The following is a 23,244-nucleotide window of genomic DNA, read 5'->3' as shown; positions in this document are numbered from 1 at the left end:
ATCCCCCCTGGTCAGGTGCTTGACTTACGCCACCAAAAACTCAATACCTTCAGGTATCCAATACCGTGTGGTATTCGATGTCAAGACGGCCGGCGCACTGAGTCCACTGTGGACCCATGCGCGCCGGGCCGGCCGGCGCTACTCTTCGCGCGACCGATCTTCTCCCACCCCCGTCGACCGTCGGCAACGACGCCGAGGAAGGACCTCTCGCATGAGGACACGATTGCGGACGAAAGCGGCCGTGCTGGCCGTCGCGGCGTTCGCCATGGCCGCGTTCACGGCGGCGCCCGCCCAAGCCGCGGGCGGTGGGAACAACGACCCGTCGTGCCGCCCGAGCGCCGCGCACCCGCGGCCGGTGGTCTTCCTCCACGGCCTCGGCGCGACCTCCTACGAAGACCTGAACTTCCTGCAGTCCGCGGTCGCGGCCAAGGGCTACTGCACGTTCAGCTCGACCTACGGCGCGTACCCGGAGTTCCCGGTCGTCGGCGGCCTGCGGCCCATCGCCGACTCCGCCGGTGAGATCAAGCAGTTCATCGGGCAGGTGCTCACGGAGACCGGAGCGTCCCAAGTGGACCTCGTCGGCCACTCCGAGGGCGGCTTCCAGTCCCTGTACGTCACGAAGACGCAGGGGATCGCCGACGACATCGGCGCCGTCGTCGCCATCGCGCCGCCGACGCACGGCACCACGTTCGCCGGTCTGACAAAGCTCGCGTACCTGCTCGGCCAGGGCGGGCGCGACGCCGTCGGCAAGGCGCTGCAGACACTCGGCTGCCCCGCGTGCGACGACCTCATCACCGACGGCTCGGCCGTCCAGACGCTCACGAGCGGTCCCATCGCGCAGGCGGGCGTGCGCTACACCGTGATCACGTCGCGCTTCGACGAACTCGTGACGCCGACCCACACGGCGTTCGTGCGCGAGCCGGGGGTGGTGAACGAGTACGTCCAGGACACGTGCCCGTTCGACCCCGTCGGGCACATCGGGGAGGCCTACGACCTGAACGTCTGGAACCTCGTGACCAACGCCCTCGACCCGGCGCACGCCACGAAGTTCTTCTGCACGGCCGGTTCGCCGGGCTGAGCCGGGCTGGGGCCCCTCAGCCGGAGGGGCCCCTGCTTCCTCAGTACGCGACCGTGAACCGGCGCCGGCTGTGGCGCGGCTCGTCGATCTCGTCGAGGTAGGCGATCGCGAGGTCGGCACCGCTGATGTGTGAGCGGCCGTCCTCGCCCGCCAGCAGGACGTCGCCGCCCACGCGGAACTTCCCGGTGCGCTCCCCCGCGTTCCACGCGCCGAACTCGGCGGCCGGGCTCACGTAGAACCAGTCGACGTCGGCGGGCAGCCGCTCGAGAGCCGCCAGCACCTCGGCGTGGCTGCCGGCCTCCGGCTTGTACTCCTCGGGGAACTCCGGCGTGTCGATCAGCCGAGGGCCGCCCTCGGCCACCCGAAGCGACCCGGCCCCGCCCACGAACGACAGCCGCGCCCCGGCCGCCCTGGCCGCGTCGACGAGGGTGGGGAGCGCGTCCAGCAGGCTCTTGCCCTCCTCGTTCGCCCGCCCGGGCGTCGCCACCACGATCACGTCCGCGCCCCGGGTCACGTCGGCCACGAACCCGGCGTCGTGCATCGAACCCGCCCGCACCTCGACCTCGGCCGGCAGCCCGTCCGCCTTCCGCGCCACGCCCGTGACGGTGTGGCCGCGCCGCAGCGCCTCCTCCGTGATCCGGCCGCCGGCGTAACCCGTCGCGCCGAACACCACCAGCTTGCCCATTTCTCCGATCCCTCTCGTTGAACTCTCAACGAGGGCGAGGGTAGAGCCGGAAGATCCGCTACTTCAACGAAACCAACGCACCGCCGGGTAGGCGTGCAGGTCAGCCACCCAGTGCGGCGAACGACTGCGTGAGCTTCGCCTTCAGCGCGTTCACGTCCACGGGGACGTGCACCTCGCCCACAGCCGTCGGCTTGGCCAGGACCTGGTAGCTCGCCGTGCGGTTGGGGAGGGTGAACTTCACGGAGCACGACATGGTGATCGTCGCGTCGGCGGCGGCGTCGCCCTGGCTGGAGCAGGTCTTGGAGCCCAGTGCGTCGGCGCTGATGTCGATGGTCAGCGTGATGTGGACGGTCGGCGCGGCACCCGGGCCGTTGCCGACGACGCTGTTCGTGACGTCGACCGTGGCGGTGCAGGAGCCGACGAAGTCCTTGCAGTCGAGGCGGTCGTTGGTCACCACCACGCTCGACTGCGCGAGCCCGTCGAACGGCTGCCCGAGCCCGCCGACGGTGGCGTCGAAGTCGGTGTGGAACTTCTTGAGCGCATCGCCGGTCAGCGCCTTCACCTGGAAGCCGGTGCCGAGCTTCGCGCCGGCCAGCGGGTCGAGCAGCGCCGGTGCGAACGCGACCACGCGATAGGGCCGCGCAGTCGTCACCTGCAGCTCGCCGAGGCCGCCGCCGAGCTGGTAGACCTCCGTGCCGTCGTCGAGCTTGCGCTTCACCGGGTCGGCTGTCTGGTTGAGACTCGACAACGATTTGCGCAGCCCGGCCGCGAGCGGGTCCGGGGCGAGCCGCGTGGCGGGGTCCATCGGCAGCTCCGTGCCGACGGTGTGCACCCAGCCGGCGCCGAACTGCGTGCTGTCCTCTTCGAGGCCGTGGGACTTCCAGTAGTCGGCGTCGGCGGAGAGGTAGAGATCACCCGCGGGCTCGGCGATCTGCACGACGTGACCCTCGAACGGCAGCGCGCCGAACCCGTCGCCGTCGCGCGTGATGCGGTAGCCGAGACCGACCGGCTTGCCCGACGCGTCCTTCACCGTGGTGTCGAACTCCAGCGCGGGCGCCTGACCCAGCGCCCCCAACGCGCCGAGCACGGCGTCTCGCTGCTCACCCAGCCGGTCGGCTTTCTGCTGGTCAGCGGCCGAAACGCCCGCCGACCCCCGGACAGCGACCTGGCAGCCCGCAAGGACCCCACAAAGCAGCACGACCGCCGCGGCGGTCCATCGAGCCCGCATTCTCGCCCCTCTTTTCCGCGGGGATCATCCCATGCCCGCGGCACGCGCCTGCGCCACCGGAATTGTGTCGTCACCCGGCGGCAGGACCAAGGTTTAGTCGTGCGGGGCCACCCGCCGCAAGCTCCTTGTGAGACGAGGGTTTACACTTCTCGAGTTGTCTCGGCGAGGCGGGTGCACCCTGGGGTGCCCAGCGTGATCGACGCGGCGGCTCGAGAAGCCCCGTGGAGCGTTCACGCCCGGAAACTCGCCGCCGTACGCAGCCGATTTTGAAGTACACCGCCATGAAGCAGAGATCGACGATCCCCGCCGCCACCTGCTGCACCGATTTGTGATTTGAAGGAGTGCTACACCGTGTCCGAGGTACGTCTTACCGTCGAACCGCGCACCGAGTTCGGCAAGGGCGCCGCGCGGCGCACCCGTCGCGCCGGCAAGATCCCCGCGGTCCTCTACGGGCACGGCTCGGACCCGCGGCACTTCGCGCTGCCGGCCATCGAGTTCGCCCGCGTCGTGCGTGAGAACGGCTCGAACGCCGTCATCACCCTCGACCTGGAGGGCTCCAGCGAGCTGGCGCTGACGAAGACCATCGTCGTGCACCCGCTGAAGAACTACATCGAGCACGTCGACCTGCTGGTCGTGCGCCGCGGCGAGAAGGTCACCGTCGACGTGCCGGTCGTCGTCACCGGCACCGCCGCCCCGGGCACCCTGGTGAACCAGGACCTCGACGCCATCCAGGTCGAGGTCGAGGCGCTGCACATCCCGGACCAGGTCGAGGTTTCGGTCGAGGGCCGCGAGGTCGGCACCCAGATCACCGCCTCCCAGATCACGCTGCCGCGCGGCGCGGAGCTGGTCACCGACGGCGAGGCGCTGGTCGTGGCCGTCACCGAGCCGCAGCGTGAGGAGGTCTCCGAGGAGGAGACCGCCGAAGCCGCCGAGGCTCCGGCCGAGGAAGCCGAATAAACTCACCTCGTGAGTGAAGACCTGCCCGGGGCCGGCGAGCTGATCCTGCTCGCCGGCCTCGGCAATCCCGGGCCCCAGTACGCCGGCAACCGGCACAACGTCGGTTTCATGGTGCTGGACGAGCTCGCCGGCCGGATCGGCGGCAAGTTCAAGGCGCACAAAACCGGGGGCGAGGTGCTCGAAGGCCGGCTCGCTGGACAGCGTGTGGTGCTGGTGAAGCCGCGGTCGTTCATGAACCTCTCCGGCGGGCCCGTGGTGGGCGCCGCCCGGTTCTTCAAGATCCAGCCGTCGGGGATCGTGGTGGTGCACGACGAGCTCGACGTGCCGTTCGGCGGGCTGAAGCTGAAGCTCGGCGGCGGCGACAACGGCCACAACGGCCTCCGGTCCATCACGAAGTCGCTGGGCACGCGTGACTACTACCGCGTGCGCGTCGGCATCGGCCGCCCGCCGGGGCGCCAGGACCCGGCCGACTTCGTGCTGAAGGACTTCTCGACGGTCGAGCGCAAGGAGCTCCCGTTCGAGGTGTCGACCGCCGCGGACGCGGTCGAGGCGCTCGTCGCGAAGGGGCTGACGGCGGCGCAGAACGAGTTCCACGCGGGCTGAGCACCCGGTTGCTCTCTATGAGTGATTTTGCGTTGCGGTCCGTAGTTTTCCCTCACTCGATGGGCGACTCATGGGGGCCTGATCGAGTCGTCCCGGCGCGCTCGGCCTTCCCGCCGCTCCGGTGACCGGTTAGGACGGGATGCGGGAGTTCGCAGACCGACCCTGAATCGGAGAATGCTTCATGTCGTTTACCGCCGAGGACCTCACCGAGGTCACCTTCGGTAACGCCCCGATCGGCCGCCGTGGTTACGCGAAACACGAGGTCGACGATTTCGTGCGGCGCATCGCGAAAACGATCGCCGACGAGGACGACCTCACCGCAGCGGAAGTCCACCACGTGATGTTCTCCAAGCCGCTCATCGGCAAGCGTGGCTACGACGAACGCGAAGTCGACGATTTCCTCGACGTCGTGGAAGCCCAGCTCGCCGACCTGTCGGGCCGCCGGGTGCCTTCGGTGCCGGGCGCTCGTGCTGCCGGGGAGGCTACGTCCGCCCGGGCGCCGCGGCCTTCGGCTTCCGGTTCGACTTTTGATCCGGAGTCGGCGTCGCGGCCGTCGCCGGAGTCAGGGGAGGCTGCCGAACGCCTCCACTAGCCCCGACGGGGCACTAGCGGTCCCTTCGCGCCGTTCCCCCGCGGCGCTTCCCTTCTTCCGACCAACCCCGCCCTCCGGACTCCCGAACCCCGAACGCAGAACCGGCCCACTCACCTTCCTGAGCGGGCCGGTTCTGCGTTTGCCGCGGCACCGGCAGCGGCCGACGCTGCTCAGTCTTCGCCGTGGCGCGCGATCTTGTCCGCGTACTGCACCGCCGTCGCAGCTCGTTTGACCTTGCCCGACGGCGTCTTCGGCAGACTGCCGGCCGGCAGCACGACCACAGCGAACGGCCGCATGTCCACGGCGTCACGCACGCGCGCGGCGACCTGCTTGGCCAGTGCGCGTTCCGCGTCGGCGTCACCGGCCAGTTTGGACTCCACGACCACGGCGAAGCGCTCGCGGCGGCTGCCCGCGTCGAGGCGCACTGCGACGGCGTTACCGGCCCGCACGCCCTCGACCGAAGTCGCCGCACGCTCGATGTCGGTCGGGTACAGGTTGCGGCCGCCCATGATGATGACGTCCTTGCGGCGCCCGCAGATCACGATCTGGCCGTCGACGAGGTAACCGAGGTCGCCGGTCAGCATCCAGCCGTCGGCGTCCTGGGTGTCGAGCGGGCCGTCGACGGTCAGGTACCCCGGCGTCACGGCCGGGCCGCGCAGCCGGATCTCGCCGACCTGCCGGTCGCCGAGCACGGTGCCCGAAGAATCGACGATGCTCGCCTCCAGCCCGTCGAGCGGACGGCCCAGCAGCGCGAACGAGCGCACCTCGTCCGTGCCGCGCCGCGGGTCGCCCTCGGGCACCGGGACGGCGCGGTCGTCGGCCTCCAGCGCGTCTGCCTCCACCACGTCCAGCGTCAGGCCCGTGAACAGCGGCGCGAACGACACGGCGAGCGTCGCCTCCGCCATGCCGTAGGCCGGGAACACGCACTCCGGCGGCATCTTGAAGCGGGCGCCGGCGTCGACGAACGTCTGCACCGCCGTCTCGTCGATCGGCTCCGCGCCGTTGAGGGCGATGCGCAGCTTCGACAGGTCGTAGGCGTTGTCGTCCTCGACGCGCGCCATGCGCCGCCCGACGATCGCGTACGCGAAGTTCGGCGCGGCCGTGGTGGTGCCGCCGTACTTGGAGATCAGCTCCGGCCAGATCAGCGGACCGGTGAGGAACTCGACCGGCGTGATCTTGACCAGCTCGACACCGAAGGTCATCGGCACCGTCAGGAAACCGACCATGCCCATGTCGTGGAACGTCGGCAGCCACGAGACCATCACGTCGACGTCGAAGTCGAACTCCGCGCGCTCGACCATCGCCTTGACGTTGGTGTACAGGTTGCCGTAGGTGATCCGCACGGCCTTCGGCTCGGCCGTCGAACCACTGGTGAGCTGCAGCAGCGCGGTGTCGTCCTCACCGGTCGCCACGACGTCCGCGAGCGGCTCCGACCCGGCCAGCTCCGTGATCAGCCGGTGGTTGATGCCTTTTTCCTCGAGCACCGGCGCGAGCTGGTCGAACGGTTCGCCCAGCAGCACCAGCCCGGCGTCGATCATCTCGAGCACCTTGACGGTGTCCTCGGCCCACTCGCCAAGGTCCGTGCGCGCCGTCGGCTGGTGCAGCATCGTCACGCTGCCGCCCGCGAGCCACACGGCCTGCACGGTCGGCGCGATGAGCACCGGCGCCGCGGCCAGCACGGCCACCGCGCTGCCGGGCTTCAGCCCGCCCGCGACCAATCCACCCGCGATCTTCCTGGCTTGGCCGTGGACCTCCGCCCACGTCCGGCGCACCGGCTCCTTGGGCTCGCCCGTGACCATGCCGCGCTGCTGACCCCGCCCCGTCGCCGTCCCGACGAGCGTGTCCACGAACCGACTCATGGGCGTCAGATTACTGTCTGGTTGTCAACGCTCGCCTGCGGTGGCGTGAACGGGTTGCCCGGGCCTGGTCAGTCGAGCAGTTCGGACGTCTCCAGCCACCGGGCCTCCACGTCGTCCTTCTCCGTGTGCAGGGCTTTCAGCTCGGTGTTCAAGGCGATGAGCCGGTCGGGGTCCGTCGCGGCTTCCAACAGGGCGGCGTGCAGTTTCTCTTCGCGAGAGTGCAGCTGGTCGAGCTTGCGCTCGAGGCGGCCGAGCTCCTTCTGCGCCGCGCGGATCTCCGCGGCGCCACGTTTGGCCTCGGCCTTCTCCGGAGCGACGGCGGCGTCGCGGCGCGGGGCCACGGAGCGCAGCGTCTGCCGGCGGCTCAGGTATTCGTCGATGCCGCCGGGGAGGTGGGTGACGCGGCCGTCGCCGAAGAGGGCGTACGTGGCGTCGCAGACGCGTTCCACGAGGTAACGGTCGTGGGAGACCACGACCATCGTGCCGGGCCAGCCGTCGAGGAGGTCTTCGAGCTGTTGCAGGGTGTCGATGTCCAGGTCGTTGGTGGGCTCGTCGAGCAGCAGCACGTTGGGCTCGGCCATGAGCAGGCGGCACAGCTGCAGGCGGCGCCGCTCGCCGCCGGAGAGGTCGCCGACCGGGGTCCACTGGCGTTCGGCCGGGAAGCCGAGCTTCTCGCCGAGCTGTGACGCCGTCATCTCCTGCTTGCCGAACACCACGCGCCCGGCCACTTGCTCGATCGCCTGCAGCACCCGCAGGTCCGCGGGCAGGTCGTCGAGCTCCTGGCGCAGGTGCGCGAGCGCGACGGTCTTGCCCTCGATGCGCCGGCCCGTCTCGGGTTCGACGTCGCCGCCCAGCAGCTTGAGCAGCGAGGTCTTGCCGGAGCCGTTGACGCCGACGAGACCGATCCGGTCACCCGGACCGATGCGCCAGGTGACGTGGTCGAGCAGGGACCGCGAACCGACGTGCAGCGACACGTCCTCCAGCTCCACCACCGTCTTGCCGAGACGGCGCTTGGCGAACGCCATCAGCTCCACGGTGTCGCGCGGCGGCGGCACGTCGGCGATCAGCGCCTCGGCCGCTTCGACCCGGTAGCGCGGCTTCGACGACCGTGCCTGCGGCCCCCGGCGCAGCCAGGCCAGCTCCTTGCGCGCCAGGTTCTGCCGCTTCTCCTCGGCCGTCGCGGCCAGCCGCGCGCGCTCAGCGCGCGCGAAGATCCAGTCGGCGTAACCACCTTCGTACTGTTCGACGCGGCCGTTCGCGACCTCCCACGTGAGGCTCGCGACGGTGTCGAGGAACCACCGGTCGTGGGTCACGACCACCACGGCGATGCGGCGCGCGAGCAGGTGGTCGGCGAGCCAGCGCACCCCCTCGATGTCGAGGTGGTTGGTCGGCTCGTCGAGCACCACGAGATCGAGCTCTCCGGTGAGCGCCGCGGCCAGCGCGACGCGCCGCCGTTCGCCACCGGACAGGTTCGTGGTCGGCGTCTCCAAACCGATGGCGGTGATCCCGAGACCATCCACAATGGACCGAACGCGCGCGTCGGCGGCCCACTCGTGCTCGGCGCCGTAGCGGGCCAGCACGACGTCGCCGACCGTGCTGCCCGGCGGCAGCTCCGTCCGCTGCGTGACGACCGCCATGCGCAGGTCGCGCACGTGGCTCACCCGGCCGGAATCCGGCTCAGTCAAGCCGGACAGCACTTCCAGGAGCGTGGTCTTGCCGCCGCCGTTGAGGCCGACGACGCCGATGCGCTGGCCGGCCGCGACACCGAGCGAAACACCGTCCAGCAACGGTTTCACGCCGTACGACTTGCTCACCGACTCCAGGTTGACCAGGTTGGCCATCCGCTTCAGCCGATCCTTTCCACAGTGGACTCGATACTCACGCGTGCACGCGCGGGGGCGCGTTGCGCGGGGCGTCGTCGCCGCCCACGACGCGCGCGCCGGGCACCGGGCCGTGGGCGACGCGCACCGTGCGGCACACGCCGGCACCTGACAGCTCCGCGGCCACCTCGACCGCCGTCTGCGCGTCGGCGCAGAGGAAAGCGCACGTCGGCCCCGAGCCGGACACGCAGCCGGCGAGCGCGCCGGCATTCACGCCGGCACGCAACGTGCGGCGCAGGCCCGGCCGCAGCGAAACGGCAGCCGCCTGCAGGTCGTTGCCCAGCAGCAGCGCGAGCTGGCGCGGATCACCCGACGCGAGGGCCTCGACCACGGGGGTGTGGGAGCCGATGCGCGGCGGGTTGCCGTCGACGCGCAGCCGGTCGAGCTCACCGAACACCTTCGGCGTCGACAGGCCTTCGGTGTCGAACGCGAGCACCCAGTGGAACGTGTGCCGCGACAGCACGGGCACGAGCTGCTCGCCGCGGCCGGTGCCGAGCGCGGTGCCGCCGTAGAGGGCGAAGGGGACGTCGCTGCCGAGCTTGCCGGCGATGGCGGCGAGCTCGTCGCGCGTCACGTCGAGCTTCCACAGCGAGGCCAGCCCCACGAGCGTCGCGGCCGCGTCGGCGCTGCCGCCCGCCATGCCGCCGGCGACCGGGATGCCCTTGCGCAGCACGATCCGCACCTTCGGGTCGGTGCCCTCCTGGCGGCCGGCGTAGGACGAGAGCTCTTGGGCCGCGCGCCAAGCGAGGTTGGTGGCGTCGGCGGGCACCGAGCCCTCCCCCTCGCCGTACACCTCGAGCCCCGGTTCTTCTGTGGCGGCGACGGTCACCTCGTCCGTGAGCGAAAGCGCCTGGAAGACGGTGACCAAGTCGTGGTAACCGTCCTCGCGCAGGTCACCGATGGCCAGGTGCAGGTTGACCTTGGCCGGGACCCGGACGGTGACTGGTGGTGGTACGACGGCGAGCACCTGTCCAGCCTACGTGGCCTGGGCAGCGGGCTCCCCACCAGGAGAAAACAGGCGTTTTCAGGACAGCTGTCCCGAAGAATCGGACACGGGACCCCGAAGTACCGGACGCGGGTCCGGGGCGACGCGGATGGGCCCCTCGGCACGTGTCCGAGGGGCCCTTCCCGTACTTGCGTCAGGCGGCGACGGCCGCGCGCACCGGCTGGGCCACGTGCGCGCCGCGGTCGGCGATCCACCCCAGGGCGGCGTCGGAGCGCTCGCCGCGCAGGCCGATGCGGAACCGCGCGATCGGCGTGTCGCCGATGCGGGTGATCCCGCCCCCGATCGTGGCGACCTCCACGTCGAAGCGGCCGGCCGCCTCGGGCAGCAGGGCGCCGACGGACGCGAAGCCGATGAGGATCACGTCGGCGGAGCGGTCGTACTTCGCGGCCTGCGCTCGGGACGTCTCGATCGCCGGCAGCACGGCGTCGGCGATCCAGCTGCCGGGCTCGGCGATCAGGTCCAGCACGTGCCCGCGCTCGAGGACGGCCCCGTGGTCGAGCACCGCGACGTCGTCGCAGACGCGGCGCACGACACTGGCGTCGGGAGTGGTGACGAGCACCGTGGTACCCAGCTCCGCGCGCGCCCGGTCGAGCACGGCGAGCACGGCACCGGCCTCCTCCGGAGCGATGCCCGAGGTCGGGTCGTCGGCGAGCAGCACGGCCGGGCCGGCGGCGAGCGCCTTGGCGACGGCGACGCGCCGGAGCTGGCCGGCCGTCAGGTCGCCCGGCTTCTGCGCGGCGCGCGCCGTGAGGCCGACGAGGTCGAGCAGGGAGCCGACACGGCTCTTGCGTTGCGGGCCGTCGACGCCGAGCTGCTCCAGCGGCGTCGCGATGTTGCCGGCGACGGTGCGCTCGGCGAGCAGCTCCGGCTTGGTGCCGACGACACCCAGCTGGCGGCGGACCTCACGCAGCCGGCGGCCGTCGAGAGCGGCGGTGTTGAGGCCGTCGAGCCGAACGACGCCGCGGTCGGGGCGCTCCTGCAGCGCGATGCAGCGGGCGAGGGTCGACTTGCCGGAGCCGGCCGGGCCGACCACGCCGAAGAGGGAACCGGCCTGCACGTCGACGCTCACGTCACGCAGCGCGGGAACCGGATTTCCATTGGTGGCGAAGGATTTGGACACGTTTTCGACAGTGATCACGAAGATGCTCCTGGCAGTGGGCGCAGCACCGTTCCCGGGCGCGCCGGACGTCACCGAATAACCGTCCTTTTCGGACGGTGTGCGAAAAGGCGGAAGAAGATCAGATGTTCGCCATGGAGCGTCGACACGCACATACCGTGCGGCGACCTTCGTCAACGACACGCCGCCGGGTCAACAGGAGCGGGCGGGCAACCCTCTTCATCGGTAACAGCCTCCATCGGTCCTGGCTGTAGCACCTGCCCTGCCGGAGGGTGGTTGCTGCGACTTCGTCGAGCCAGGTCTCTCAGTCGCTCGGGATGGACGTTCTGAGTAAAGCCGATCCCATTGGGTGAACGCAAGCGCGTTGGTGCAGATCACACGAGTGGTGGTGCCCGGATACCGGGACACGCGCCGCCACATCGTGGGCGGGGATCGCTCCGTCCCCGAATTGCTTCCGAGCGAGAACACCGACGCCCATCTCCACTGTGGACGCACGATTTTCTTGGCCCAGAGGGCTTTTGGCCGACTATCTCCCACTGCCGGACGACGCTGCGTCGGCTGACGGCCCGGCGAAGTAGTTCGCCATCACGAGACACCTCGTCTTCCCAACCGGACAACCGTCCTGCTGGCGGGGCGCCGGCAGGCGTCCGTCACACGACTCTGTGATACAACCGTATCGGATACACTTGTACCACCATGCCGCGCCGGACCGACCACGAGCAGCGCCGGCGCGAGATCGCGTCGGCGGTTTGGCGCATCGCCGCGGACCTGGGGCTGGAGGCGGTCAGCATGCGCGAGGTCGCGGCCGAGGCGGGGGTGTCCCTGCGGCTCGTGCAGTACTACTTCGAGACGAAGCACAACCTGCTCGTGCTCGCCCTGCGCTACCTCCACGAACGCGGCGAGCGCCGGGCGCAGGCCCGCATCGCGGCGCAGCTGGACCAGAGCGTGCGCGGAGTGGTGCGGACCCTGCTCACCGAGCTGCTGCCGCTGGACGCCGAACGCGAACTCTCCCTGCGCGTCCACCGCGCCTATTTCAGCCGCACCCACAGCGACCCACAGCTCGCGCAGGCCTTCGTCCACGACGAGACGCCGATCGAAGACCTCGTCACCAGCCTGCTGCGCCGCGCCGTGCTCCCGCCGGGCACGCAGCCCCGGCTGGAGGCGAACCTGCTGGTCGCCGGCCTCACCGGCCTCGGCCTCGACGTGCTCCACGGCCGGTTCACGCCGGACGAGGTCCTCGTCACGCTGGACTACCACCTCGACCGCCTGTTTCAGGCTTGAGCGGCGATCCTCGCGAAGTCCTGGACGGCCAGCTGCTCACCCCGCGTCTTCGGGTCGATCCCCGCGGCCGCGAGGAGTTTCCCGGCGCGGTCGGCGGATCCCGCCCAGCCGGCGAGCGCCGCCCGGAGCGTTTTGCGGCGCTGCGAGAACGCCGCGTCGACGACGTCGAAGAGGCGCTGGCGGTCGATGTCCGAAACGGCCGGGCCGCGTTCGAAGGCCACCAGTGACGAGTCGACGTTCGGCACCGGCCAGAACACGGACCGCGGCACGGCGCCAACCTTGCGCGCCGGGCCGTACCAGGCGAGTTTGACGCTCGGCACGCCGTAGATGCGGCTGCCGGGGCCCGCGGCCATGCGGTCGGCGACCTCGGTCTGCACCATCACCAGCCCCCGCGCGAGCGACGGCAGCTCGGCGAGCAAGTGGAGCACGACGGGCACCGCGACGTTGTACGGCAGGTTCGCCACGAGCGAGACCGGTGAAGCTGGCAAATCGGCCGAGCTGATCCGCAGCGCGTCGGCGCCGACGACGGTCAGGCGGTCGGCGGCCTCAGGAGCGCGTTCGGCGGCGGTGCACGGCAGGCGATTCGCCAGGACGGGGTCGATCTCGACCGCGACGACCGACGCGCCGGCGTCCAGCAAGCCCAGCGTCAGCGAACCCAGACCGGGACCGACCTCGAGGACGACGTCCCCGGGCCCCACCCCGGCCAGCTCGACGATGCGGCGAACCGTGTTGGGGTCGTGCACGAAGTTCTGGCCGAGCTTCTTCGTCGGCCGGACGTCGAGCTCTTCGGCCAGCGCGCGGATCTCGGCAGGCCCCAGCAGTTCAACCACCGGAGAAGCCTACCGAGCTGCCGCGGAAGGGGAGGAACTCAGGCCCGCTGGCCGCACACCGGCCAGGCGCTGTAGCCGCCACGCGCGTCGCGGACCTTCTCGGCCACCGAGATCTGCTGGGCGCGGGTCGCCTGGCTCGGGAGGGACGCGTACTGGTCGCCGCCGTAGGCGTCCCAGGTGCGCTTGTCGAACTGGAGGCCGCCGTAGTAGCCGTTGCCGGTGTTGATGGCCCAGTTGCCACCCGACTCGCACGCCGCGATGCGGTCCCACGCGGAACCGTCGCCGATGGCGGGGTCCGGCGGCGTCTTCGTGCCGACCTTGATGATCTTCGCCTTGGCCTCGACGAGGATCTTGACCGAGACCTGCTCGCGCGAGACCTCTTCGCCGTTCTTCTTGGTGACCTTGTAGGTGACCATCTTCTGGCCCGGCGTGCCCGGGTCCTGAACGGTGGTCTGGCCCTTCATCAGCGTCGGGTCGTCGACCTTCTGCACGTCCGGGTCGATGGTCTCCTGCTGGTTGACCATCGAGACGCCCATGCGGCTGATGTGGACCTCGGCGCCGTCCTTGAGCGAGACGTCGAGACCACCCTGGACCGCGTCGTCCGGGCCGAGGCTCATCTTGAAGTCGGAGAGGAACTCCTTGGTGGTCACCGCGTTGGTGGTGATCTGGCGCGGCGCGTTGGTGCCGTCGAACAGCGTGATGTGCTTGAGGGTCTTGACCTGCACGGTCGAACCCTGCAGCGGCAGCTCGCCGCTGCCCGGCATCGACGTCCACGCGCCCTGCGACATCAGGTCGCCCATGCCCAGCTGGGTCATGGCCTCGCCGAGGGTGGTCGCGCGCACCCACGAGGGGCGGGCCACGCCGTCGACGACCAGGTTGAGCTGGCGGCCGCGCTCGAGCTTGATGACGCCGCCGTCGCCGACCGCGGCCTGCGGGGACGGCGAGAGCGAGTCGTGGGCGCCGACGGACAGGCCGGCGTCCTCGAGGACCTCGCCGACAGTGTCGCCGTAGCTGTGGACGGTGCGCTCCTGGCCGTCGACGTCGACGGTCACGCTCTTGTTCATCGCCAGCGCCGCGGCACCGCCGCCGCCGACGGTGATCATGACGGCGAGCACGGCGCCCTTGAGGAACCGGCGCTTCCAGGTGCGGGTGGCTTCGCGCAGGCCTTCCTCGACGGCGACCTTCTTGGTCTCCGGAGCGGCGGTGCGGTCCTCGGCCACCTCGTCCGGGAGGGACAGCGGCGGGAGCATGGTGGTCTCGGCGTTGATCAGCCGGATCAGTTCGTCGACGTCGACGTCGATCTCGGCCATCAGCGCGTCGGCGTCGGGGCCGAGTGCGACGAGCACGTCCTGCTCGGTCACGTACAGCTCGTCGGAGAACTCGAGCTCCCCGTACGCGGTGTCCTCGAGCTCGCGGTCGAGCACGGCCACCGAACCAGCGGAAGTGAAGTAGGGGCTGTCCGCGCTATGGCGCGCGCCACCCTGCCGACTACCAGTCACCGGGTCGTTCCCTTTCCCAGGGCAGGAAGTGTCGCCACTACCCGTCCTTCGTCGCGACGCACCGCTCGGTGCGCCTCTCAAGTCCGACACCCCCAGCCAGCGCCATCGTCACGGTTCCGAGTCGTACCAACCTCGGTTCCGCTTCCCCGACGTGCACTGACGTGACTGTGGGCGTATCAGCCGGCATCCGCCTTCGCGGTACCGACCGGCACGATCACGGGACAGTAACGGAGGTCGCCGGGTTGCGCAAACACCCCCCGGAGTGTCGTGACCTGTGTCACTCGGCAGTGTGGGCGATCAAGCTCCCTGAACGTCGCAATCCGTGCAACCCCTTGTGACAGCGTGAAATCAAGCCCCGGGCAAGTGGTACACCCGCTCGGCCGTGGTCCGGACCGCATCGGCGACCTCGTGAACGGCTTCGCCCCTGAGCGCCGCGAGGTGCCGGACGGTGTAGGCGGTGCAGTAGGGCTCGTTCGGGCGCCCACGGAACGGGTGGGGCGTCAGGAACGGCGCGTCGGTCTCGGCGAGGTACTGGCCCGCCGGGGCGAGCCGGGCCGCCTCGTGGAGGGCGCGGGCGTTCTTGAACGTCACCGTGCCCGCGAAGGACAGCACGTAGCCCTTTTCGAGGCAGCGGCGCGCGATGCGTTCGTCGCCGGAGAAGCAATGGAAGACGACGGTGTCCGGCGCGCCCTCTTCGTCGAGGATGCGCAGTACGTCCTCGTGGGCGTCGCGGTCGTGGATCATCAGCGTCTTGCCGAGCCGCTTGGCGAGGTCGATGTGCCAGCGGAACGCGTCTTCCTGCGCGTCGTGCGGCGAGTAGTCCCAGTAGTGGTCGAGGCCCGTCTCGCCGACCGCGACCACGCGCTCGGCGGCGGCCAGACGCTCCACTTCGGACTTTTCGGCGTCGCCGAAATCCTTGGTGCGCGTGGGATGCAGGGCGACGGCCGCGAACACGCGCGGGTCCCACGTGGACGCGTCGACGGCCCAGCGCGCCGCCGCGAGGTCGTCGGCGACGGTGACCACGCGGGCGACGCCGGCCCGTTCGGCGCGGTCGACCATCGCGGTCACGTCGGCGGCCGTCACGGCCCCGCACGCGTCGAGGTGGGTGTGCGCGTCGACCACGGCGGCCGGGAGGCGGTCGGGGATCGGCGGCAACTCGCGCTTGTCTTCACCCATGCCCCTGAAACTACTGCGTCGCGAAGCGACTCCGTTGAGGGCGGTGGGGGTAGGCAGGCGGAGTTGCGTGGCACGCAGAAGGGCGCCCCGGGGTGTCCCCAGAGCGCCCTTCTGCACCGCGACAGTGTTACTTGATGATCGGCGCCCACTCGGGGCCGTCTTCACCGAGCTTCGGGTCGAGCTTCGTGAACAGCGGCGTCGGCTTCGGCAGCGGACGGCCGACCTCGATCGGCTTCGACTCCCACTTGGCCTGCTCACCCGCGTAGTCGCCGGTGAGGATCGGGTTGATCCGGCCGGGGATGTCGAGGTCCTCGACCTCCTGCAGCTCCGGCTGCGCGGCCCACACACCCGTGCCGCCGAGGGCCTCGTGGACCTTCTGCGCCGAGTGCGGCAGGAACGGCGTCAGCAGCGTGTTGGCGTCGGACACGACCTGCAGCGCGGTGTGCAGCACGGTGTCGCGCCGGGCCGGGTCGTCCTTGAGCTTCCACGGCTCCTGGTCCGACAGATAGCGGTTCGCGGCCGTGACGACGCGCATGGCCTCCGAGGCCGCCGCCTTGAAGCGCGAGCGGGCGAGGTGGGCGCCGGCGGTGTCGAACGCCTTGCGCGAGAGCTGCTTGAGCTCCTCGTCGGCCGGCGCGGGGGCGTCCGGGCGCGGAATGGCGCCGACGTTCTTGTGCGCCATCGAGATCGACCGGTTCACGAGGTTGCCCCACTCGTTGGCCAGCTCGAAGTTGGTGCGGCGGACGAACTCGTCCCACGTGAAGTCGGTGTCCTGCGTCTCCGGACCCGCCACGGAGATGAAGTACCGCAGCGCGTCGGGGCCGAACTCGCGCAGGAAGTCGTGCACGTAGATCACGGTGCCGCGCGAGGTCGAGAACTTCGAGCCGCTCATGGTGAGGAACTCGCTCGACACGATCTCGTCGGGCAGGTGCAGCTTGCCGTACTTGCCGGGCTCGCCGCCATGGTCGCCGTCGCCGTTGTGGCCGAGCAGCAGCGCGGGCCAGATCTGGGCGTGGAAGGTGATGTTGTCCTTGCCCATGAAGTAGTAGGCGCGCGCGTCGGCGTTGTTCCACCACTCCTGCCACGCGTCGGGCTGCCCGGTGCGGCGGGCCCACTCGACGCTGGCGGAGAAGTAACCGATCACGGCGTCGAACCACACGTAGAAGCGCTTGAGCGGCTGGTCGCGCCAGCCGTCGAGCGGGATCTTCACGCCCCAGTCGAGGTCGCGCGTGATCGGGCGCGGCCGCATGTCGTCGATCAGGTTCTTCGTGAAGTTGAGGACGTTCGGCCGCCAGTCGGTCTTCGTGGCCAGCCAGTCGCCGAGGGTCTTGGTGAACGCCGGCAGGTCGAGGAAGTAGTGCTCGGTCTCCACGAACTTCGGCGTCTCGCCGTTGATGCGCGAGCGCGGGTTGATGAGCTCGGCCGCGTCGAGCTGGTTGCCGCAGTTGTCGCACTGGTCGCCGCGCGCGGCCTCGTAACCGCAGATCGGGCAGGTGCCCTCGACGTAGCGGTCGGGCAGCGTGCGCCCGGTCGACGGGCTGATCGCGCCGCGCGTGGTCTTCGGCACGACGTAGCCGTTGCGGTTGAGCGCGAGGAAGATCTGCTGCGTCACCTCGGCGTGGTTGCCGGTGGTGGTGCGCGTGAACAGGTCGTAGGACAGGCCGAGACCGCGCAGGTCCTCGTCGATCTGGCGCGTGTACTTGTCGGCGGTCTGCTGCGGGGTCAGGCCCTCCTTGTCGGCCTGGACGGTGATCGGGGTGCCGTGCTCGTCGGTCCCGGACACCATGAGGACCCGGTTGCCGGCCATTCGCTGGTAGCGGGAGAAGACGTCGGACGGGACGCCGAATCCGGACACGTGGCCGATGTGGCGGGGGCCGTTGGCGTAGGGCCAGGCCACCGCGGTCAACACAGGGGTGCTCATACCTGTTTAGCCTACGGAAACCGCCCAAGGCATTCTTCAGCGGCATTGTCGGACGGGACGCGAAGGGAGAACGCGGTGTCGGCGACGCGTCTGCTCGTGCTCGGAGTGGTGCGCATGTTCGGCCGGGCGCACGGCTACCAGGTGCGCCGCGAGCTGCTGACCTGGTCCGCCGAGAAGTGGGCCAACGTGCAGCCCGGGTCGATCTACCACGCGCTGAAGAAGATGGCCGCGGAGAACCTCCTGGAGAAGGTGGACGTCGAGCCGGGTGACGCCGGCCCGGACCGCGTGGCCTACCGGCTCACGACCGACGGTGAGCAGGAGTTCCAGCTGCTGCTCACGCGCGCCCTGTCCGACCCCGAGGTGGGCCACCCCGAGATGTCGGCGGGCATCGGGCTCATGCCCGCGCTGCCCCGCGCGCACGCGATCAGCCTGCTGCGGCAGCGGCTCGTGCACCTGGAGGGTGAGGAACGCCGGGCGCGGCTGATGCTCGAAGAGCAGGCCGATTGGGGCCAGCCGCCGCACGTCGTCGAGCTGTTCCGGCTGTGGGCAGGTATCTCCGGGGCCAGCCACACGTGGCTCGAGAACCTGATCGAGCGGCTCGAGAAGGGCGAGTACGTGATGGCCGACGACCCCGACCCGTTGTTCCGCGGCCCCGGGTGATCCTCGGCGTAATCAAATTTGACTAGCGAATTTCCCTCGGGCACAGTGTGCTCGTCGATTGGTCAAACTTGACTAGTTGATCTCTGGGTGGAGAGGGGTTTTCATGATCACGGCACGCGGCCTCCAGCGGCGGTTCCGCCGCAAGGGCCGGGGCGGGGGCGAAGTCCACGCCGTCAAGGGGGTCGACCTCGACGTGGCGGCCGGCGAGTTGGTGGGGTTCCTCGGCCCGAACGGGGCGGGCAAGACCACGACCCTGCGCATGCTCACCACGCTGCTGAGACCGACCGCGGGAACGGCCACGGTCGGTGGGCACGACCTGCTCACCGACCCGCTGGGGGTCCGGCGCAACATCGGTTACGTCGCGCAAGGCGGGGGTTCGTCGCCGGAGGTGCGCGTCGCCGAGGAGATCGAGCTGCAGGGCCGGCTCTACGGGCTGTCGAAGGCCGACGCGATCGCGCGCGGCGAGGTGCTGAGCGAGCAGCTCGACCTCGCGGGGCTGGGCCAGCGCCTCACGAAGACGCTGTCCGGGGGCCAGCGCCGGCGTCTCGACATCGTGCTCGGGCTGATCCACAGCCCCGAGCTCGTGTTCCTCGACGAACCGTCCACCGGGCTCGATCCGCAGAGCCGCGCGAACCTGTGGGACCACATCCGCCGGCTGCGCGCCGAACACGGTGTGACGATCTTCCTGACCACGCACTACCTCGACGAGGCCGACGCGCTGGCCGACCGGCTGATCGTGATCGACGACGGCCGGATCGTCGCCGAGGGCACGCCCGACTCGCTGAAGTCGCGGGTGTCGGGCGACGGCGTGGTCATCGGCGTCGACCCCGCGGTGGCCACGGAGGCGGCCGACGTGGCCCGGCAGCTGGCGGGCGCGCACGAGTTCGACGTGACCGACGGGACGATCCGCTTCCGCGTGCCGCGCGGCGACACGGCCATGCCGGAGCTGCTGCGCGCGCTCGACGCGAAGGACATCGCGATGACGTCCATGCAGGTCACGCGCCCGACGCTCGACGACGTGTTCCTCACGCTGACCGGCCGCACCCTGCGCGACGCCGAGCAGCAGCCCGCCGCCCCGGAGGTGTCCGGTGTTGCTTGACACGTGGCTGATCTTCCGCCGCGACATGACCGCCGCGCTGCGGAACCCGGCGTGGCTGCTGATCGGGATCATGCAGCCGCTGCTGTACCTCTTCTTCTTCGGGCCGCTGCTCGTGAAGACGCTCAACGCGCAGGGCCTGTCGGACGTCGACGGCTGGATGGTGCTCACGCCCGCGCTCATCGCGCAGCTCGCGCTGTTCGGCAGCTCGTTCGTCGGCTTCTCCCTGCTGGCCGACTACCGCTCCGGCGTGGTCGAGCGGCTGCGGGTCACGCCGGTGAGCCGCGCGGCGCTGCTGCTCGGGAAGGTGCTGGCCAACGCGCTGCAGGCCGTGGTGCAGTCGGTGCTGATCATCGTGCTGGCGTACCTGGTGTTCGACCTCGACGCACCGGTCGGTGGCGTGCTGCTGAGCCTGCTCATCGTGTTCCTGCTCGCGCTGACGCTGGCGTCGTGCTCGTATGCGCTGGCGCTCACGCTCAAGAGCGAGGAGTCGTTCCCGGCCCTGCTCAACGCGGTGCTCATGCCGCTGCTCCTGCTGTCGGGCATCCTCATCCCGATCACGGCCGGGCTGGCGCCCAAGTGGCTGTACACCATTTCGCAGATCAACCCGTTCCGGCACGTGGTCGACGTGGAGCGCAACAGCTTCCGCGGCGACTTCTCGATGGACGCGCTGTTCACCGGCAGCGTGGTGGTGTTCGTGATGGCCGTGCTCGCGATCTGGTGGGGAACCCGCACGTTCCAACGGGAAAACGCCTGATCAAAGCCCGGGACACGCCGGGCCGGGGCCGCGCTGCGCCCGTGTTCCCGACGTAGGGTGGCCTCTCACCCGACGTAGGGCTGGCAGGGGCGCAGCGTGACGGAACCGGAGACCGAGCGAGGGCTCACCCTCACCCACCGCGAGCAGGTGCTCGACTGGGCGGCGGTGCGCGCCGCCGAAATCCGGTTCGCGTCCGTGACGATCAGCGAGAACGTGAACTGGAGCGACCCTGGTGCCGAGCGGACGCTCGCGTCGGCGCAGCACGCCGGCATCCACACGGGCGCACGGCACTACGCGCGCCCGGGCGCCGTGCACGACCAGGCCGACCACTTCGTGCGGACGGCGAGCAAGCTCGGCGCGTTCGCGCCGGGGTCGCTGGCGCCCGCGCTGGAAGTGGACGCGCAGAGCGTGGACGACCGGTTCGTGAAGTCGTGGATCAAGCACGTGCGGCACGCGGCCCGGATCCGGCGCGTGCTCGTGTACGCCGGCCACGATTGCTGGGCGCACCGGCTGCACCCCGACCGCTGGGCCGATCCGGACGTGGTGCTGTGGCTGGTGCGGCACAACGGCATCGCCGGCCGGCCCGGGTGGTTCCACGCCCGGCTGGGGCTGCACCAGCACGCGTACTCGGGGTTGGCGGGAATCGCGGGACCGGTGGCGCAGGACGCGGTGGTCTACCCGTTCACGTTGTCCGATGTGCTGCTCTGATCACGGTTCTCCCGTTGTGCCGGTGTTCGTTGGCAAGATGTGCGGGTGCGGTTCTCCCGGCAGCGGTTGACGACGGACGTGACCCCTTCACGCGCCGTCGAGTTGTTGTCGGACTTCGCTGATTCCCGGGGGTTGCCAGCCGGCGGCGTTGTGCGGGTCGTGGTTCGGGTCGCACGCGGTGGTGGCTCCGTTCGCGGAAGTCTCCCCGGGGCCGTTTCCTTCGGGTCCGGATGTTTCCGCTCCGCCGGGGTGCGTCGGGGGTGGGTGGTTCGGCTACCTGGCCTACGACCTGACGGATCCGTCGGGGAGGTCGTCGGGGGTGCCGGCGTCGGCTTGGGGGTGGGCCGATCACGTGCTGCGGTGGGACGCGGCGGGGGTGTGCTGGTTCGAGTCGCTGGCCGACGACCCGGAGCCGCCGCTGTCCACTGTGGATCTCGCGCTCGGGTCTGCTGCCCCCTTGACGTGGACGGCTTCTTCGTTGCGACGACCTCCCGCGCTCGAGCACGAGCAGGCGGTGAAGGCGTGCGTGGCGTCGATCGAGGCGGGGGACCTGTTCCAGGCGAACGTGTGCACGCGGTTCACGGGCTCGTTCTCGGGGTCGCCGGCGGCGCTGTTCGCCGAAGGGGTGCGCCGGCCGGCGCCTTCCCGTTCGGCGTTCGTCTCGGGTGTGTGGGGGTCGGTGGTGTCGCTGTCGCCGGAGCTGTTCCTGGCGCGGCACGGGCGGCGGGTGCGCTCGACGCCGATCAAGGGGACGTTGCCGCGGCGGGGTGCGTTCGACGACGGAAATGCCGCGCTGCTGCGTAAGTCGGTGAAGGACGTGGCCGAGAACGTGATGATCACCGATCTCGTGCGCAACGACCTGGGGCGGGTGTGCTCGGTCGGGAGTGTGGTGGTGCCGTCGCTGCTCGAGGTGCACCCGGCGCCGGGGGTGTGGCACCTGACGTCCACTGTGGAGGGATCTGTCGCGCCTGGCGTGTCGGATGCTGCTTTGCTGGAGGCGACTTTTCCGCCGGGTTCGGTGACGGGCGCGCCGAAGATCCGGGCCCTGGCAGAGATCGCTTCACTGGAACCGGTGGCGCGTGGCGTCTACACGGGCGCGGTCGGTCTGCTCTCGCCCGTGGCGGGGCTGGAGCTGAACGTGGCGATCCGGACGTTCGAGATCTCTTCTGGGCGGATTTCCCTGGGCGTCGGCGGCGGGATCACGGCCGATTCGGACAGCGCGGCGGAGTGGCAGGAGTGCCTCCACAAGGCGGCGCCGCTGGAGGCACTCCTGGCCACTCCTCCCGGGTGGCTACTTGCGCGGGTCGAGCAACAGCTTGCCGACCGTGCCACGGGAACGAAGCGCTTCGTGGGCAGCGCGGGCGTCTTCGAGCGCGTACTCGCCGCCGGCGATGGCGCGGAGCTCACCCTTTTCGATGAGCCCGAACAGCTCGGCGAGCGCGGTCCCGAACACGTTGCCGGGCAGGCGGAACACGTGCGGCAGCCACATGCCGGTGATCGTCGTGCTGTGGCCGAGCAGGTTCCTGAGCTCCACGGCCTTCGGCTGCCGCCGGCTCGCCATGCCGTAGAACGCGAGGCGCCCGAACGGTGCGAGGGCCGCGATGCTCTGGTCCGTCGTCGCGCCGCCCACCATGTCGAGAACGACGTCGATGCGCTTGCCGCCGTTGGCGCTGAGCAGGGTTTCGGTCATGTCCTCGGCGTTCGAGTCGACCGCCACGTCGGCACCGAGTTCCTGTGCGAGCTCGCGCTTCTCGGGGGTGCTGGCGGTCGCGATCACCCGGCCGGCGCCCCACGCCTTCGCCAGCTGCACGGCGATCGACCCGACCCCACCGGCGGCCGCGTGGACCACGACGGATTCGCCGGGCTCGAGGTGGGCGTTCTTGCGCAGGAGAACCCAAGCGGTAGCGCCCTGGACGAGCATGGAGAGCGCGTGGAGGTCGTCGACGTTCTCCGGCACTTCAAACGCCATGCGCTTGTCCGCGACGGCCTTCTCGGCGTACCCACCGCTGTTGATGAGGGCCACCACCCGCTTGCCTTGCCGCGTCCGGCCGACCACTTCCCCACCCGGCACAAGCGGCAGCTTGCTGGGGGCGAGGTAGGAGTTCTCCGCCTGGTGCGTGTCCGCGTAGTTCACCCCGATGCGGTCGACGTCGATCAAGACCTCGTCGGCCCCGGCCTCGGGCTCCGGCAGCTCGACGAGGTTCAGCACCTCGGGCCCACCGAACTCGGTCACCTGCACAGCGCGCATCGGTTCTCTTCTTTCGTTCGTCGTTGTTGAGACATTCTGCCAGATGTCTCATCCGTGCGACAC

20 protein-coding genes, 1 pseudogene and 1 riboswitch are annotated in these 23,244 nt (G+C 70.3%); of the genes and pseudogenes, 10 read left to right on the top strand and 11 right to left on the bottom strand.

The features are described 5' to 3' along the window. The first annotated feature begins 211 nt into the window (after window positions 1–211). Window positions 212–1,078 carry a triacylglycerol lipase gene (locus tag I6J71_RS02945; protein ID WP_239154391.1) on the top strand — a complete coding sequence of 289 codons (867 nt, stop codon included), beginning with the start codon at window positions 212–214 and terminating at the stop codon, window positions 1,076–1,078. Window positions 1,079–1,118: 40 nt separating this feature from the next. On the opposite strand, the gene I6J71_RS02940 is transcribed toward I6J71_RS02945, so the two are convergent. Next, window positions 1,119–1,763 (bottom strand): NAD(P)-dependent oxidoreductase, encoded by a 645-nt coding sequence (locus I6J71_RS02940; protein WP_204093311.1) that lies wholly within the window; start codon window positions 1,761–1,763, stop codon window positions 1,119–1,121. Between the two features lie 100 nt (window positions 1,764–1,863). Continuing rightward, the gene (locus tag I6J71_RS02935; protein WP_204093310.1) at window positions 1,864–2,991 is read right to left on the bottom strand and encodes a hypothetical protein; all 1,128 of its coding nucleotides are present in this window, start codon (window positions 2,989–2,991) and stop codon (window positions 1,864–1,866) included. 351 nt (window positions 2,992–3,342) lie between these two features. Here I6J71_RS02935 and I6J71_RS02930 point away from each other — a divergent pair, with 351 nt between their 5' ends. The 3 genes from I6J71_RS02930 (at window position 3,343) to I6J71_RS02920 (ending at window position 5,143) form a co-directional block, all read left to right on the top strand. Continuing rightward, the gene (locus I6J71_RS02930; protein WP_204093309.1) at window positions 3,343–3,948 is read left to right on the top strand and encodes a 50S ribosomal protein L25/general stress protein Ctc; all 606 of its coding nucleotides are present in this window, start codon (window positions 3,343–3,345) and stop codon (window positions 3,946–3,948) included. Between the two features lie 9 nt (window positions 3,949–3,957). Continuing rightward, window positions 3,958–4,551 (top strand): aminoacyl-tRNA hydrolase, encoded by a 594-nt coding sequence (pth, locus tag I6J71_RS02925; protein WP_204093308.1) that lies wholly within the window; start codon window positions 3,958–3,960, stop codon window positions 4,549–4,551. A 181-nt stretch (window positions 4,552–4,732) separates the two neighbouring features. After that, the gene (locus I6J71_RS02920) at window positions 4,733–5,143 is read left to right on the top strand and encodes a DivIVA domain-containing protein (RefSeq protein ID WP_204093307.1); all 411 of its coding nucleotides are present in this window, start codon (window positions 4,733–4,735) and stop codon (window positions 5,141–5,143) included. A 170-nt stretch (window positions 5,144–5,313) separates the two neighbouring features. Here I6J71_RS02920 and I6J71_RS02915 read toward each other — a convergent pair whose 3' ends face one another. The 4 genes from I6J71_RS02915 to I6J71_RS02900 all read right to left on the bottom strand — a co-directional run bounded on the left by I6J71_RS02915 (window position 5,314) and on the right by I6J71_RS02900 (window position 11,026). Next, the gene (locus tag I6J71_RS02915; RefSeq protein ID WP_204093306.1) at window positions 5,314–7,002 is read right to left on the bottom strand and encodes a fatty acyl-AMP ligase; all 1,689 of its coding nucleotides are present in this window, start codon (window positions 7,000–7,002) and stop codon (window positions 5,314–5,316) included. 68 nt (window positions 7,003–7,070) lie between these two features. Further along, a complete protein-coding gene (locus tag I6J71_RS02910) occupies window positions 7,071–8,843 on the bottom strand; it encodes an ABC-F family ATP-binding cassette domain-containing protein (protein ID WP_204093305.1) in 1,773 nt (590 codons plus the stop codon). A 37-nt stretch (window positions 8,844–8,880) separates the two neighbouring features. After that, window positions 8,881–9,849 carry a 4-(cytidine 5'-diphospho)-2-C-methyl-D-erythritol kinase gene (locus tag I6J71_RS02905; protein ID WP_204093304.1) on the bottom strand — a complete coding sequence of 323 codons (969 nt, stop codon included), beginning with the start codon at window positions 9,847–9,849 and terminating at the stop codon, window positions 8,881–8,883. 172 nt (window positions 9,850–10,021) lie between these two features. Further along, window positions 10,022–11,026 (bottom strand): methionine ABC transporter ATP-binding protein, encoded by a 1,005-nt coding sequence (locus I6J71_RS02900; RefSeq protein WP_204093303.1) that lies wholly within the window; start codon window positions 11,024–11,026, stop codon window positions 10,022–10,024. A gap of 211 nt (window positions 11,027–11,237) precedes the next feature. Further along, window positions 11,238–11,329, bottom strand: a riboswitch (SAM riboswitch). Between the two features lie 372 nt (window positions 11,330–11,701). Between I6J71_RS02900 and I6J71_RS02895 the strand changes: the two genes are divergently transcribed. Then, window positions 11,702–12,286 carry a TetR/AcrR family transcriptional regulator gene (locus I6J71_RS02895; RefSeq protein WP_204093302.1) on the top strand — a complete coding sequence of 195 codons (585 nt, stop codon included), beginning with the start codon at window positions 11,702–11,704 and terminating at the stop codon, window positions 12,284–12,286. Here I6J71_RS02895 and rsmA read toward each other — a convergent pair. The 4 genes from rsmA to metG all read right to left on the bottom strand — a co-directional run bounded on the left by rsmA (window position 12,277) and on the right by metG (window position 17,712). Then, a complete protein-coding gene (gene rsmA / locus I6J71_RS02890; protein ID WP_204093301.1) occupies window positions 12,277–13,116 on the bottom strand; it encodes a 16S rRNA (adenine(1518)-N(6)/adenine(1519)-N(6))-dimethyltransferase RsmA in 840 nt (279 codons plus the stop codon). The genes I6J71_RS02895 and rsmA overlap by 10 nt on opposite strands. Before the next feature lie 38 nt (window positions 13,117–13,154). Continuing rightward, window positions 13,155–14,540 carry a resuscitation-promoting factor gene (locus tag I6J71_RS02885; protein WP_204096832.1) on the bottom strand — a complete coding sequence of 462 codons (1,386 nt, stop codon included), beginning with the start codon at window positions 14,538–14,540 and terminating at the stop codon, window positions 13,155–13,157. Between the two features lie 423 nt (window positions 14,541–14,963). After that, window positions 14,964–15,791 carry a TatD family hydrolase gene (locus I6J71_RS02880; protein WP_204093300.1) on the bottom strand — a complete coding sequence of 276 codons (828 nt, stop codon included), beginning with the start codon at window positions 15,789–15,791 and terminating at the stop codon, window positions 14,964–14,966. Between the two features lie 127 nt (window positions 15,792–15,918). Continuing rightward, complete coding sequence (gene metG, locus I6J71_RS02875; protein ID WP_204093299.1) at window positions 15,919–17,712, bottom strand: methionine--tRNA ligase; 1,794 nt, start codon at window positions 17,710–17,712, stop codon at window positions 15,919–15,921. Between the two features lie 75 nt (window positions 17,713–17,787). Between metG and I6J71_RS02870 the strand changes: the two genes are divergently transcribed. From I6J71_RS02870 to I6J71_RS47545, 5 genes and pseudogenes are all read left to right on the top strand, one after another. Beyond that, window positions 17,788–18,372, top strand: a complete 585-nt coding sequence (locus I6J71_RS02870; protein ID WP_204093298.1) for a PadR family transcriptional regulator — start codon at window positions 17,788–17,790, stop codon at window positions 18,370–18,372. A 103-nt stretch (window positions 18,373–18,475) separates the two neighbouring features. After that, the gene (locus I6J71_RS02865) at window positions 18,476–19,471 is read left to right on the top strand and encodes an ATP-binding cassette domain-containing protein (RefSeq protein WP_204093297.1); all 996 of its coding nucleotides are present in this window, start codon (window positions 18,476–18,478) and stop codon (window positions 19,469–19,471) included. Beyond that, window positions 19,461–20,225: an ABC transporter permease gene (locus I6J71_RS02860; protein ID WP_204093296.1), complete on the top strand. Its 765-nt coding sequence runs from the start codon at window positions 19,461–19,463 to the stop codon at window positions 20,223–20,225. The genes I6J71_RS02865 and I6J71_RS02860 overlap by 11 nt, the downstream gene beginning before the upstream one ends. Window positions 20,226–20,321: 96 nt before the next feature. Then, entirely contained in the window at window positions 20,322–20,933 is a 612-nt protein-coding gene (locus I6J71_RS02855; RefSeq protein WP_204093295.1) for a GH25 family lysozyme, read from the top strand. A gap of 45 nt (window positions 20,934–20,978) precedes the next feature. Then, window positions 20,979–22,209, top strand: a pseudogene (locus I6J71_RS47545) (aminodeoxychorismate synthase component I); the annotation flags it as partial. Window positions 22,210–22,224: 15 nt separating this feature from the next. Here I6J71_RS47545 and I6J71_RS47540 read toward each other — a convergent pair. Beyond that, window positions 22,225–23,181 carry an NADPH:quinone oxidoreductase family protein gene (locus I6J71_RS47540; protein ID WP_239154390.1) on the bottom strand — a complete coding sequence of 319 codons (957 nt, stop codon included), beginning with the start codon at window positions 23,179–23,181 and terminating at the stop codon, window positions 22,225–22,227. Between the last annotated feature and the right edge of the window lie 63 nt (window positions 23,182–23,244).

Source organism: Amycolatopsis sp. FDAARGOS 1241 (assembly GCF_016889705.1).
GTDB lineage: Bacteria > Actinomycetota > Actinomycetes > Mycobacteriales > Pseudonocardiaceae > Amycolatopsis.
This window is presented reverse-complemented; position numbering and strand designations above follow the sequence as displayed.

Excerpts from the sequence above, each read along its gene's own strand:
- I6J71_RS02945 (WP_239154391.1), top strand. The coding sequence starts at position 212 with ATGAGGACACGATTGCGGACGAAAGCGGCCGTGCTGGCCGTCGCGGCG.
- I6J71_RS02940 (WP_204093311.1), bottom strand. The coding sequence starts at position 1,763 with ATGGGCAAGCTGGTGGTGTTCGGCGCGACGGGTTACGCCGGCGGCCGG.
- I6J71_RS02935 (WP_204093310.1), bottom strand. The coding sequence starts at position 2,991 with ATGCGGGCTCGATGGACCGCCGCGGCGGTCGTGCTGCTTTGTGGGGTC.
- I6J71_RS02920 (WP_204093307.1), top strand. The coding sequence starts at position 4,733 with ATGTCGTTTACCGCCGAGGACCTCACCGAGGTCACCTTCGGTAACGCC.
- I6J71_RS02915 (WP_204093306.1), bottom strand. The coding sequence starts at position 7,002 with ATGAGTCGGTTCGTGGACACGCTCGTCGGGACGGCGACGGGGCGGGGT.
- I6J71_RS02910 (WP_204093305.1), bottom strand. The coding sequence starts at position 8,843 with ATGGCCAACCTGGTCAACCTGGAGTCGGTGAGCAAGTCGTACGGCGTG.
- I6J71_RS02895 (WP_204093302.1), top strand. The coding sequence starts at position 11,702 with ATGCCGCGCCGGACCGACCACGAGCAGCGCCGGCGCGAGATCGCGTCG.
- I6J71_RS02880 (WP_204093300.1), bottom strand. The coding sequence starts at position 15,791 with ATGGGTGAAGACAAGCGCGAGTTGCCGCCGATCCCCGACCGCCTCCCG.
- metG (WP_204093299.1), bottom strand. The coding sequence starts at position 17,712 with ATGAGCACCCCTGTGTTGACCGCGGTGGCCTGGCCCTACGCCAACGGC.
- I6J71_RS02865 (WP_204093297.1), top strand. The coding sequence starts at position 18,476 with ATGATCACGGCACGCGGCCTCCAGCGGCGGTTCCGCCGCAAGGGCCGG.
- I6J71_RS47540 (WP_239154390.1), bottom strand. The coding sequence starts at position 23,181 with ATGCGCGCTGTGCAGGTGACCGAGTTCGGTGGGCCCGAGGTGCTGAAC.